Origin of the sequence: Chondrinema litorale (assembly GCF_026250525.1) — a bacterium.
In the GTDB taxonomy this organism is placed as follows: domain Bacteria; phylum Bacteroidota; class Bacteroidia; order Cytophagales; family Flammeovirgaceae; genus Chondrinema; species Chondrinema litorale.
This window is the reverse complement of record NZ_CP111044.1, coordinates 572,115-585,492: the sequence shown is the minus strand read 5'-3', so window position 1 is coordinate 585,492 and position 13,378 is coordinate 572,115. Positions and strand designations below refer to the sequence as shown.

General features: G+C 34.4%; 11 protein-coding genes and 1 pseudogene. 3 read left to right on the top strand and 9 right to left on the bottom strand.

The window, feature by feature from the left end:
- The first annotated feature begins 94 nt into the window (after positions 1-94).
- Both OQ292_RS22725 and OQ292_RS22720 read left to right on the top strand, forming a co-directional pair.
- Complete coding sequence (locus tag OQ292_RS22725) at positions 95-484, top strand: hypothetical protein (RefSeq protein WP_284686242.1); 390 nt, start codon at positions 95-97, stop codon at positions 482-484.
- 62 nt (positions 485-546) lie between these two features.
- Positions 547-1,152, top strand: a complete 606-nt coding sequence (locus OQ292_RS22720; protein ID WP_284686241.1) for an MCP four helix bundle domain-containing protein — start codon at positions 547-549, stop codon at positions 1,150-1,152.
- A gap of 12 nt (positions 1,153-1,164) precedes the next feature.
- Here OQ292_RS22720 and OQ292_RS22715 read toward each other — a convergent pair.
- The 3 genes and pseudogenes from OQ292_RS22715 to OQ292_RS22700 all read right to left on the bottom strand — a co-directional run bounded on the left by OQ292_RS22715 (position 1,165) and on the right by OQ292_RS22700 (position 2,414).
- Positions 1,165-1,562, bottom strand: a pseudogene (locus OQ292_RS22715) (SRPBCC family protein).
- Positions 1,563-1,657: 95 nt separating this feature from the next.
- Positions 1,658-1,981: an ArsR/SmtB family transcription factor gene (locus tag OQ292_RS22705; RefSeq protein ID WP_284686239.1), complete on the bottom strand. Its 324-nt coding sequence runs from the start codon at positions 1,979-1,981 to the stop codon at positions 1,658-1,660.
- Entirely contained in the window at positions 1,962-2,414 is a 453-nt protein-coding gene (locus tag OQ292_RS22700) for an SRPBCC family protein (RefSeq protein WP_284686238.1), read from the bottom strand. The genes OQ292_RS22705 and OQ292_RS22700 overlap by 20 nt, the downstream gene beginning before the upstream one ends.
- 285 nt (positions 2,415-2,699) lie before the next feature.
- Between OQ292_RS22700 and OQ292_RS22695 the strand changes: the two genes are divergently transcribed.
- Complete coding sequence (locus OQ292_RS22695) at positions 2,700-3,872, top strand: dipeptidase (protein WP_284686237.1); 1,173 nt, start codon at positions 2,700-2,702, stop codon at positions 3,870-3,872.
- A 102-nt stretch (positions 3,873-3,974) separates the two neighbouring features.
- On the opposite strand, the gene OQ292_RS22690 is transcribed toward OQ292_RS22695, so the two are convergent.
- The 6 genes from OQ292_RS22690 to OQ292_RS22665 form a co-directional block, all read right to left on the bottom strand.
- Positions 3,975-6,560: an ABC transporter permease gene (locus OQ292_RS22690; RefSeq protein WP_284686236.1), complete on the bottom strand. Its 2,586-nt coding sequence runs from the start codon at positions 6,558-6,560 to the stop codon at positions 3,975-3,977.
- Positions 6,561-6,562: 2 nt separating this feature from the next.
- Complete coding sequence (locus OQ292_RS22685; RefSeq protein WP_284686235.1) at positions 6,563-6,895, bottom strand: PadR family transcriptional regulator; 333 nt, start codon at positions 6,893-6,895, stop codon at positions 6,563-6,565.
- Positions 6,896-7,076: 181 nt separating this feature from the next.
- Entirely contained in the window at positions 7,077-8,279 is a 1,203-nt protein-coding gene (locus tag OQ292_RS22680) for a DUF6596 domain-containing protein (protein WP_284686234.1), read from the bottom strand.
- Positions 8,272-8,625 carry a YciI family protein gene (locus OQ292_RS22675; protein ID WP_284686233.1) on the bottom strand — a complete coding sequence of 118 codons (354 nt, stop codon included), beginning with the start codon at positions 8,623-8,625 and terminating at the stop codon, positions 8,272-8,274. Before OQ292_RS22675 ends, OQ292_RS22680 begins: the two co-directional genes overlap by 8 nt.
- A 169-nt stretch (positions 8,626-8,794) precedes the next feature.
- A complete protein-coding gene (locus OQ292_RS22670) occupies positions 8,795-11,083 on the bottom strand; it encodes a hypothetical protein (protein ID WP_284686232.1) in 2,289 nt (762 codons plus the stop codon).
- 267 nt (positions 11,084-11,350) lie between these two features.
- Positions 11,351-13,177 (bottom strand): hypothetical protein, encoded by a 1,827-nt coding sequence (locus OQ292_RS22665; RefSeq protein ID WP_284686231.1) that lies wholly within the window; start codon positions 13,175-13,177, stop codon positions 11,351-11,353.
- Between the last annotated feature and the right edge of the window lie 201 nt (positions 13,178-13,378).

Here is a 13,378-nt window from a genome sequence, read left to right as displayed (position 1 = left end):
CCCTACATTAATTTACCATTTTTCTTAGAGTATCTGACTTATATTGGCTTCGTAAATCATAGTAGATAACAACATATAAAAGATACATCTACTTATGAAAAACGTAATAATGATATTTGCCTTCTTCTTAATCGGAATGGTGAGTTATGGGCAAAGTAACAACAGTATTAAAGATCAGGTAATTAATAGTGTAAATGCAGACGATGGTTCTAAGGCACTGGTAACTAAAGAAAGAAAATGGTTAAAAGGACCTGCTGCCAAGAACTATAAACATTGGAAGAGTGATAATACTTCATCTTCTATAGCTGTAACAACTACATCTAAACCCAAACTAATGGGGCCAGCAGCCAAGAATTATAAGCCTTGGAAAGATAATACTGCAAAGGAAGAGCAAGTAGTTACAGTGAACCTAGAAAAGCCAAGATTACTTGGACCAGCAGCTAAAAATAGTAAGCCTTGGACGGCTAATAGCGAAATTAAATAGCAGCTATTTTTTAATACCTATCAGGAAGATGCAAAATTATTAAGACTTACTACTAACAAAATATGATTATCAAACAAAAATTTAAAACTGCTCTGGCATTAGGTTTTGTATTCTTCCTGATACTAGCTACCAATATGGTAGATAACAATCACTTTAAAATTGTAAAAGAATCGCTGGCAACAGTCTATGCAGATAGGATTGTTGTAAAAGATTATCTCTATAAGATTGCTCGACAAATTCAGTTGAAGAAAACTACTTTATTTCAAGAAGATTTAGCTAAAATTAAAAGAATCAATCAAGTTACGAATGATTCAATTCAAACATTGATTAATAAGTATACCGTAACCAAACTTACCGATGATGAGGCAGAGATTTTTAATACGCTTCAACATCATTTGATTGAACTGCGAGTATTGGAAAAATCTTTAAATGAGCAAAGTGAACTTTCTAAAGATTCGACATTATTCGAAAACATAAATTTGCAATACAGTATCATTATGTTCGATTTGGATGCGCTTTCAGAGATACAAGTAAAGGAAAGTGAGAGACAAATCGTCTATTCTACCCGAGCGATTAAAAACAGCAATACCATTTCTAGAATAGAAATAATTGTGCTTATTGTAATCGGAGTAATGATACAATTGGTGATTTTTTACAAGCCGAGATGAGTTTGTTATAACTCATCTTTTTGTCATTTCCGCCAATGCGTTTGGGAGCTTCTTTTGTAATTGTTTTTTCCATCCCATTTGCATTACAAAGCTTACAATCACCAATTTTAGACCTTTGTAACCAGCATGTTTCAACCGTAAAATGGTTCCAGCACAAGTTGGTTCTAAAGTAAAACTCAGTACAGTATCTAGTTGTGTAAATATACCTTTATATAAATTATCTTTTGTATCAGAATAGATTCCTGCGCAAGCTAAAGTTTTTTCACCTGTTGCTTCTCCACAATAGGTATATGCAATATATTCATTGGGTTTAAGATCAATTATTTCGCAGTGAGACCATCCCAACCTTTTTGCGGCTTCATTTTGAAGGTAAAAGAGTGGCCTATCTGTGGTGCGATGTTGTTTTCCATAAACCATTTGCCAAGCCATTGTGGATTTGTTAAAGCCATCCAAACTTGTTCTTGGCTATAAGGTAAAACTGTTTTTAAATTGATAGTTCGTTTCATTATTCACTAGCTTTTTGGTTGAGAAGTGATTCTAATTTTTTGAGTTTCGATAGCCAAAAACTATCAAAATAATTGATCCATTCTTGTAACTCGTTAAATCCATCTTGCTTCAATGTACAGTATCTTTCTCTACCAATATTTTCAATAGAAATGAACCCCGCATTATTAAGAATTTTAATGTGTTTAGATACTGCTGGTCGGCTCATTTCAAAATTCTCGGCCAAAGAGTTTATGGTTAAACTATCTTTTGATAGTAGTTGTAGAATTTGCCTTCTACTAGGGTCAGCAATTACTTGAAATGCATCAAATGTTTGTTGTGTCATTTTCTTTGAGGTTTAATTTTTCGAATAATCGCTTTCCTATTTTAACCCAACCTTTGTTCATAATGAAATAAGGCAAGTAATTTTTAAGACCTTTAAAACCGGAGTGTTTCAATCTCAAAACTGTACCAGTATCTATTGGTGTGAGAGTCCAAGTAACTATTGAATCAAGCGATGGATTTTCTTTAGATAAACCACCTTTCCAAGAGTAAACAAGCTTTTTGTGAGGGATTATTTCTAAAACTTCGCAGTATATTCTTCCATCAAAGCCAATCTTTAACTTAGGTTTTGCTCCAAATTGAAACTTGTGTCCAACAACCAGTTTAAAGTCATTTGGCATTAACCATTGGGCTAATAATTCCGAATCGGTTAAATATTCCCATACTATTTCAGGTGGCTGGCCAAATGTAAATTGATGATTAATTTCTTTTTGCATAATATGTAACTTAAAAGTTATATAAATATAAAAGGTAACTCACAGGTTACATAATTTTCAATTAAATTTTTTATCGAATTAGATAATCAGTTCTTCACAAGAAGAAAAGGTTTATAAAAAGCCCTTTAATTACTGTCTGAAAACCTGAATAGGCTATCACTTTTGTAAGAATTTACAATAATTGTGTAGCCTTAATTTTTTTGTATAAGTTTAATCCGTCAAGTTTCAGAATACGACCAACACAGAAATATTTTCACCTGTTTTTTAATTGGAATTAGAGATTTAATGAAAAAATTTAAGTGGCTTGCTATCGTATTTGTGGTGCTTATCTTAGCCTACATTGTTACCGTAATTATTGCTCCAAACGAGTTCGATAAAAATTTAAATGAAACTAAGACCCTACCTCCATATAAGGTTTCAGACAAGGCTCTTGCATTATATAACTCACTCGATTTTATTGCAGACTTACATTGCGATGCATTGCTTTGGAGTCGAGACCTTACTGTTAAAAATTCTTTTGGGCATATAGATTTTCCGAGGATGCAAGAGGCTAATATGGCTTTAGAAGCATTTACGATTGTAACCAAATCACCAAAAGGACAGAATTTTTCAAAAAACTCGGCAGATGCTTTTGATAATATCACGATGCTAAATTTCTTACAGGCAAGACCAATTTCTAATTGGTTTAGTCTTTCAGCTAGAGCAGTTTATCAAAGTAGAAAGCTACACGAGTTTGCATTTGATTATGAAGATGAGTTTATTGTGGTAAAAAGCAAAGCAGATTTAGAAAGACTCATTACTTTGAAGAAAGAGAACAAGCGAGTAATGGGTGGTTTTTTAGGAATAGAAGGGGCGCATTGTCTAGAAGGTAAAATGGAAAACTTGGAAAAGCTTTATAGTGAAGGTGTCCGTATGTTGGCTCCGACACATTTTTTTGATACAGAACTTGGTGGTTCTGCTCATGGAATTTCTAAAGAAGGACTTACAGATTTTGGTAAAGAAGTAATACAACGCATGGATGAATTGGAGATGATAATTGATGTTGCCCATGCAGCACCCGCATTGATTGATGATGTACTAGAAGTAACAAGTAGACCAATACTTGTTTCTCATACTGGTGTAAAAGGCTCTTTAGACAATGTTCGAAACTTATCCGATGAGCATATTCAAAAGATAGCTGCCAATGGAGGATTAATTGGCGTTGGCTTTTTTGATGGAGCTGTTACCAAACCGCTAACAGAAGGTATTGTAGATGCCATGAAACACATAAAGTCTATTGCCAGTGTAGATTGTATCGCTTTAGGTTCAGATTATGATGGAAGTGCAACAGTTCCTTTCGACATAACTGGGTTGCCTTTGCTAGTAGAAGAGCTTATTAAACAGGGTTTTAAAGAAGAGGAAGTTAAAGCAATTATGGGAGAGAATGTAAAAAAGTTCATGCTTAAAAATTTACCTTAGTCTTTCTATTTAATTGATTCAATAGCTACAAAAAAATGGATGTAGACTTCAATTTTTAGCCTATATCCATTTGATAAATTTTGCATTTCTTAGACACCCAAATCACTCACTTTTCAATGTCTTAATTGGATTTACTGTAGCTGCTTGGTAAGATTTGATGCTTACAGTAAGGGCACCAATTAGAAAGGCGATCATTCCTGCTATTATAAAAATGAAAATATTGAGACTAACATGAAATGTGAAGTTTTCTAACCATTGCTCCGAAAGGTAATAAGCTATCGGACTAGCTAATACAAAAGCAATTATAATCAGTTTTGAATAGTTTTTTGAAAGAAGATAAACAATGCCCCAAGTATTGGCTCCATTAATTTTTCTAATTCCAATTTCTTTAGATCGCTGATCGGCAGAGTAAGAAGAAAGCCCAAACAAGCCCAAGCATGAAATGAAGATGGCAATAAAAGCAAATATGCGAATCATCGTGCTTACAATGATTTCGTTTCTATAAGACTCTGCATATTCTTGATCTAAAAATTTATATCTGAAAGGATAAGAAGGGCTTATCTCTTTGCTGGTCTTTTCTATTTGGTAAAGTGCTTCTTGCAAATCACCCTCAATTCTAATAAAAGCTGTGTTGGTATATTCAGGAATATTGGCAATAATGAGAGGCTTAATAGGCTCGTACAGGCTATTCATATGGAAGTCTTTTACCACACCTATAATTGTTCCGTCCATTCCCCAAACAGATAGCTTTTGGTCTAATGGATTTTCATAACCAATTAATTTAGCTGCAACTTCATTAATCACAAATGTACTTTTATCAGTTTGTCTGCCTTCTACAAAGCCTCTTCCTTCTTTCATTTCTGTACCCATCGCACTGAAAAAGTGAGCATCTGTAATCATCACATTGATCTCTAACATATCATCAGGACTTTTTCCTTCCCAACTTGCCGAACTCGTAGATCTGCCATAAGAAACAGGGTTGCCCGAAGTGAAAGTAACATCTTTAATCTGCGGGAATTTCATTAACTTATTTCTATAAGCATCTTCTTTACCTGTATAATCTTCAGACATGTTAAAGTAGAGCAAGTTGTCTTTTTTGAGCCCTAAGTTTTTATTGAGGATGTAATCGATCTGAGACATAACTACGAAGGTGCCGATAATAAGCATAATTGCCATCGCAAATTGGAAAACTACCAAGGTGTTTCTAAGTGTTTGATTAAACTTAGAACCTCTTATCATTCCTTTTAAAGAATCTGTAATTCCGAAAGTGGGTAGCAAAATCGCTGGGTAACTACCAGAAAGAAAACCAACTATAAAAGTGATTCCTGCAAGAGAAAGTAAAACTTCTGGATCAGTAAGAGAAAGGCTTAGATCTTTGTTGGTGAGTTGATTAAAATAGGGAAGGACTAAACTAACAATCACCAAAGCCAAGCCCACAGAGATAAAAGTGAGTAAGAATGATTCAACAAAAAACTGTTGGCTAATCAATTCTTTTTGTGCTCCTAAAACTTTTCTCACGCCAACTTCTTTGGCTCTTCTGCTAGATCTGGCAGTGGCAAGATTCATAAAGTTGATACAAGCCATTACAAGAAGGAAAATAGCAATACCAGAAAGTATTTTGATGTATCTAATACGCCCGCTTACAGGCACACCATTTTTAAACTCTGAGTAGAGGTAAGTATCTTTTATAGATTGAGTGATCAATCGTTCATCAACTTCGGTATTCGTGTGTTTATTTATTTCTTGCTCAATTCTCGCATTTACTTCATTAATATCAGCGCCATCTTTCAAACTAAAGTAGATGTAAAAACCACCGTTGTCCCAGCTTTCTATCCAGTCGTTTCTTGAGATATATTCTTCAACTGGAATCATCCAATCGAACTTAATAGCACTGTTTGTATTCTTATCTTCAACTACAGCAGTTACCACAAATTCCTGCTTTTGCTCATTCACCATTAAGGTTTTGCCTATAGCACTTTTAACATTACCAAAGTAACGCTCTGCCATACTTTTAGAAAGTACCAGCGAATACATGTCATCTAGTGGGTTTTTACTATTGCCAGCTATTATATCAAAGTTGAAAATATTGAAAAAATCGGCAGAGGCATAAACACCAGATTCGAAGCTAGTTTCCTCTCCATTGCGGAAAAGTATTTCTGTTTGTGCACTTAGAGTGCTCATCTTATCAATCTGCGGATACTCATTGTTAAGCACTTCTACCAAAGGCTGCGGTATGGCTTCTGTAGTTTGTATCTCACCATTGCTCTGATACATGTTTCGCCAAACTTTGTAAACCTCTTTTTCATGGAGTGTATCCATTTTTAGTTCATCTCGAACCCAGGTTAAAATAAGAATGCTCGAAGCTAAACCAACCACCAAGCCGAGTAGGTTAATGGTGGTGTAGCCTTTATACCTGAAAATATGGCGTAATGCAGTAATTAGATGGTTTTGAAACATGGTGGCACTAGTTGAGTAATATGAAATATTTTTTATGATTCCGGGTCTAAAAAGCAGGATCACATCAAGAATGAATCTTCTTTTAGCATAAGCATGGCTTGTATTGCTGCGCTCGTCAAAAAGTTCGAGCAGATCACCTTCTACATCTTCAATTAAATCGGAAGAGCAAAACCATCTGAGAAATTTGAGCGCCAGTTTTGGCGGATTTATCTTCTGTTGCTGATCTTGCATAATTATTTAAATTCAAAGGCCATTGGAGGAATTGCATCCCAAAGTTGTTTTCTGGTCGACATCACATAATCCAGCGCTCTCTTTCCATAAACTGTCACTTTGAAATATCTCTTTCTTTTACCACCACGAATAGCTGTAGCTTCGCCAAACTCAGATTCCAAAAAACCTTTTTTCTCTAATCTTTTAAGCGCAGTACGCATGGCACCTACACTCACTTTTCTATCTAACCTGTCTTCTATTTCCTTTTTAATCGTGATTCCGTACGCATTTTCATACAATACAGCTACTGTAAGCAATACAATTTCTTCGAACTCGCCAATAGAATATTTCGACATAATCTTATGTTTAAGTCCTAAATGTAGTTTTAATAAACAGAATAAAAAAGAGATCGGCTAATTATTTAAGTCCTAAATGTAATTTTTATAAATTAGAGAACTAAAGAGAATGCTTTTAATTCGAATGGGTAGGGGAGATTATGAATTTTATGATAGTAATCTAAGAGAACAGTGAAAGGTCTTACAGCTTTATAAAGCCATTTTCTAAGATGTATTCTTTGCGTATGCTTTGGTTCATGTTGTTGAGTACAGAAAGCAAGATTTTTTCTGCTTCTTCTGTATTTGTTTCTTTTAAAATATCTGCTTTCACCAAAGACAGATAGATGTGATTATCTGGAAGTTCATGTTTTAAGTCTTCTAAAAGTGACAATGCTTCATTTGTTTTATGAGCTTTGTGTAACGCATAGCAGAGATTCAACTTTACAATGGGAGAGTTGTAGCATTTCACCAGTAATTCATACAGTTTTATTATTTCTTCCCAGTGAGCAGCATCATAAGTGTTGGTGCCCATGTATTTACTAATAATTAATGCTTCTAGATAGAATTTATCTAGCTGATCTGGTTTTTGTAAAAAGTGAAATCCTAAATTGAATAACTCTTTATTCCACTTGGTTTTTTCTTGTTTGATAAAAGGAATGAGTTTTCCATTATCAATTTTAGCAGGCAATCTGGCAATGTGAAAGCAGAACAGCGCCATTAAGTTTTTTGTGGAATCAGTTGCGCATTTTTCTGAAAGTAGCTTAGCGAGAGATAATGCCTCTAGGCACAAATCTTCATTCACCATCGATTTTACTTTTTCATTAAAAGAGTCGAAACCGATATTAAAAACTGCATAGAGAATTTCTTCTACAATTATAATTTCATTGTGGCCAGCATTAATCGAGTCAATTTGAGTATCTACAAATTCAGTTTGGAGGGTCTTTTTTGCTCGTTTAATACTTTTGTAAATGGCATCTTGGTTGAGCAAAGTGCTTTCGGCAATTTCTCGAACATTTAAACCAAAGATGTTTTTCAGTATAAAAATTACTTTTGTCTGCGTAGAAATCTTCTTGGAAGAAGAAAAGAGCAAAATGGTTTGCAGTCTTAAATCATCAGTTTTTGCATTGTCTTGTATTTCTAAATTTATTGTTGCCGAACTCGACTTACTGCTTCGCTTAATTTGGTTTACCAGATCATTTTTAGCAACTATATAAAGCCAATTTTCCCTGTTGTCAGGCAAATGGTTTGGCTTCCAGCTTTTGAGCGATTTTAAAAATGAGTTTTGAATGGCATCTTCAATCTCATTGACATAACTAACTCCGAACTGATTTAACAGTGCGGAGAATAGTTTGCCATAGTAAGCACGATAGCTAGATTCAATTATCTGATGTGAATGATTACTCATAATCTTCCATCTCCATAATTGGTCTAATTTCGGTAGTTCCTCCCCATAGGTGGCAAGGACATTCTTTAGCAAGTTCTACAACAGTTTCTTGGTCTGCAGCTTGTAAAAGGTAATAGCCGCCAATCATTTCTTTAGATTCTAGGTAAGGGCCGTCTTTAATAATGCAGTCTTTACCGCTTATTGAAACTCCATTTTCGTTTAAGCCATCTCCTGAAATTAAATGTCCAGACTCGGCTAATTTGCCAGCCCAAGCCATATGCGCATTTAACAAACTTTCCATTTCTTTAGGTGAAAGACTGCTCATCTTTTCTACGTCTTCGTGTAAGAGTAATAAAAATTTTTTCATCGTATTTAGTTTAAGATTTACCTAAAGACATTTATGCTATCCGGTTTTTGGACATTTATTAAAAATATTTTTAAAATCTTTTAAAGTAATAAAGAAAGACTGAATATAAGAAAAGCCGTCAATCTAGATTGACGGCTTTTTATGATTAGGCACAATTTATTTGCAATGATCAATCATTTTGATCTAATAAATTAATTGTAACATTTAAAGTTTGCGTCTCACCATTACCCATTGTAACTAGTACTACGCCAGTAATAATAGGGTTTGTTTCGTAATCGAATGCAGTAGGATCGCTTACAAGAATGGCGCCTCCGGTATTTGGGCTAAAAGTCATCGCTCCGGTTGGGTCTTGAGATAAAAATTCAAAACTTGGAAAACCTTGTGTAGATGGATCAAAATTCTGGAGATTAATATAAGTTAGTACAGAATTCTGACCTTGGTTTTCAGCTACACTGAAATTGATATCTGGAGCAAACCATACATTTTCAGATACATCATTTACATTAATGGTAAAATATGAAGATTTAGATACTCCATTACCATCTGTAACTGTAACAATACCAGTAATGGTAGGGTTTGTTTCGTAATCAAATATAGAAGCATCATTTACAAGTAGATTAAACAAGGAGCCATGAGGAGAAAGCGTTAAAGCATCAGGATGTGATAAGTTGCTCAATTCGTAGGTCAATGCCCCATCAACACTTGCATCGTAATCCACTATCATTACTTGAGTTATTAAATCACCTGATTCAGGATTTTCATCTATTGCACCTATGAAAGATTCAATTAATGTCCAGTCTGCTTCGAGTACATCATTCAAAGTAATGGTGATAGTCGCTGAGTTTGATACTCCATTTGCATCAGTAGCTGTAACTGTTGCCGTAATAACAGGGTAGGTTTCGTAATCGAAATAAGAAGCATCATTCACTGTTACATACATTACTCCAAATTCATTAACTAGCTGTAATGCTGCTAAAGGAGATGCATCTGAAAGTGCATAAGTAATCATGCCATCATTTACAGGATTGTATCCTTGTAAAGTTAATCTGCCCAAATCACTTTTGCTTGGGTTTTCATCTATAGTTATTTCAAAATCGTCGAGTGTCCAACCAGATTCTGCTACATCATTCAAAGTAATCGTGATATTACCAGTTTGCGTGTAACCATTTTCATCAGAAATTTGAATTTTGGCAGTAATGGTAGGGTTGGTTTCGTAGTCGTAGAGAGAAGGATCTTTTACAGTCAAAAATATTTTCTCTGAATAATGAAGTTCTATTGCACCTGCAGGAGATTCATCAATCAATTGCATGGTAAAGTTCCTTGAGTCGTTCTCATAATCAAATCCAACTAATTCAACTCGACCTAAATCGTCTTCATCTTCTGGGTTTTCATCTATAGTCAACTCAAAATCTGCAATAGTCCAAGTAGGTTCATCTACATCATTCAAAGTAATCGTGATATTACCAGTTTGCGTGTAACCATTTTCATCAGAAATTTGAATTTTGGCAGTAATAGTAGGGTTGGTTTCGTAGTCGAATAAAGATGGATCTTTTACAGATAAAAAGATTTTCTCTGAATAATGAAGTTCTATTGCACCTGCAGGTGATTCATCTAACAATTGTCCAGTAAAGTTATAAGAGTCTTTTTCATGATCAAATCCTACTAATTCTATTAGACCTAAATCGTCTCCATCTTCTGGGTTTTCATCTATAGTCAACTCAAAATCTGCAATCGTCCAAGTAGGTTCATCTACATCATTTAAAGTGATACTTAAATCTGCAGTTTGGCTATAACCATTTCCGTTCGATACTTCTATAGTTGCCGTAATTGTCGGATTGGTTTCGAAATCGAAAAGTGCGGCATCATTTACTGCGATAATGCTGTCATCTACAATTTGTATTGCTCCTTCTGGGCTTTGGTTACTTATTGAGTAAGTAAGATTACCGTCTAAATCAGCATCGTAATCTTCGAATCTAATGGTGTCGATCGTAGTTTCTGTCGGATTTTCGTCCATTGTAACAGTAAAAGAAGATACTGTCCAAATTGGCTCGTGCTCATCTGTTAGGTTAATAGTGATGGTAGCTGTTTCCGAAACCTCACCTGCTGTGGCTTTGATCTCAGCAGTAAGGATTGGATTTGTTTCAAAATCTAATTCAAAGTCTTGATTAATAACCAAGTATTCGCCAGCTATGCTAATGGCATTTGGCACAGATTGAGAAACAATTGAATAAGTTACATTTGCTTCGGTGTTGTTAGAAGTTTCAACAGTAAGGTAATCAGAAATTTTTACCATTTGCTGGTTGCTCACATCAAAACTTTCTGGAATTGTGATGCTAATGTCATTAAAAGACATGGTAATGGTTACTGGTTCTAATGTGTCGTCATCATCGTCATCACAAGAAAAAAATGTGATTAAAAAAGAAAGTAAAACTAAACGTGCAATACTGGTTTTATTCATAAATGTGCATTATTTGATTAGTGAATGCACCAAAACTATTTGGGAAACCAGCAGCTTGTTTCCATTATCTTCTGAGTGACCGGATTTAGTTTCTAAACAAACTGATATGTTTCTAAAGCGATTTTGAGATTTACCTACCAAAAATCCTGAATCACTTTAATAAATTCTTGTTTACAAGGTTTTTACAAGAAGTCTTACATAGAAATTTTTAAACAAAAAAGCTTCTTGAAGTATATCAAGAAGCTCTTTTATTAGAAGATGTATTTTTTAATCGCAATTAGTACTATAGGTTGCAGAACTGTCTTTACTCCAACCATAATATGGAACAGGCAAAATATCTACTTTTATACAACTTAATGCTGAATTACCTTGAATTTGCATTCTCGTCATATTACCATTATTGCCATTGGCTAAGTTGGCCGATGTTAGATTATTCGTATGCGCTTTAAAATCTACTAATTGAGTTAATTTCGAAATATCGATACTTGTTAAGCTATTTTTTTCAATTAGTAATTGAGTAACCTTTGTATTATTCGATAAATCTATTGATGTTAGATCGTTGTCAAATAAGCTAATTCTAGTAACATTAATAAAGTATTCTATTCCTGTTACATCTTCTATTGAACTACTTGGTGCATTAATGTTTCCAGTAAAACTTAATGCTTCAGATTCTGTAATCTCACTGTCTCCATTTATATTGATTGCTGGATCAGTAAGCAGTGCATTTTTAAAGTTAGCATCAGGAATATTGATTGCTTCATCAGCATCATTCAAAGTAATCGTGATATTACCAGTTTGCGTGTATCCATTTTCATCAGAAATTTGAATTTTGGCAGTAATGGTAGGGTTGGTTTCGTAGTCGAATAAAGATGGATCTTTTACAGTCAAAAAGATTTTCTCTGAATAATGAAGTTCTATTGCACCTGCAGGAGATTCATCAATCAATTGCATGGTAAAGTTCCTAGAGTCTTTCTCATAATCAAATCCAACTAAATCAACTCGACCTAAATCGTCTTCATCTTCTGGGTTTTCATCTATAGTCAACTCAAAATCTTCAATAGTCCAAGAAGGTATGTAAGGTTCATTTACAGTAATCGTGATATTACCAGTTTGGGTGTACCCATTATCGTCAGAAATTTGAATTTTGGCAGTAATAGTAGGGTTTGTTTCGTAGTCGAATAAAGATGGATCTTTTACTGTCAGAAAGATATCCTCAACATCAACTTCTATTGCACCTGTAGGAGATTCATCTAACAATTGCACAGTAAAGTTTTGAGAGTCTTTATCAGAATCAAATCCTATTAATTTAACTAGACCTAAAAAGTCTTCATCTTCAGGATTTTCATCTATAGTCAACTCAAAATCGTCAATCGTCCAAGTTGATTCATACATGTCATTTAATGAGATACTTAAATCTGCAGTTTGGCTATAACCATTTCCGTTTGTTACTTCGATAGTTGCAGTAATTGTTGGATTGGTTTCGAAATCGAAAAGTGCGGCATCATTAACTGCAACAATGCTGTCATCTACAATTTGTAGGGCTCCTTCTGGGCTTTGGTTACTTATTGAGTAAGTAAGTGTTCCGTCTAAATCAGCATCGTAATCTTCGAGTCTAATGGTGTCGATCGTAGTTTCTGTCGGATTTTCGTCCATTGTAACAGTAATCGCTTGTACTGTCCAAATTGGCTCATGCTCATCAGTTAGGTTAATAGTGATGGTAGCTGTTTCCGAAACCTCACCAGCTGTTGCTTTGATTTCAGCAGTAAGGATTGGATTTGTTTCAAAATCTAATTCAAAGTTCTGGTTAATAACCAAGTATTCGCCAGCTATGCTAATAGCATTTGGTACAGATTGAGAAACAATTGAATAAGTTACATTTGCTTCGGTATTGTTAGAAGTTTCAACAGTAAGGTAATCAGAAATTTTTACCATTTGCTGGTTGCTCACATCAAAACTTTCTGGGATAGTGATGCTAATGTCATTAAAAGACATGGTAATAGTTACTGGTTCTAATGTGTCGTCGTCATCATCACAAGAAAAAAGTGTGATTAAAAAAGAAAGTAAAACTAAACGTGTAATACTGATTTTTTTCATAAATGTGCATTATTTGATTAGTGAATGCACCAAAACTATTTGGGAAACCAGCAGCTTGTTTCCAATATCTTCTGAGTGACCGGATTTAGTTTCTAAACAAACTGATTTGTTTCTAAAGCAATTTTGCGTTTTACCTACCAACAGATGTCCTAAATCACTTTAATAAATTCTTGTTTATAAAACTTCTAAAGAGAGTTTAGT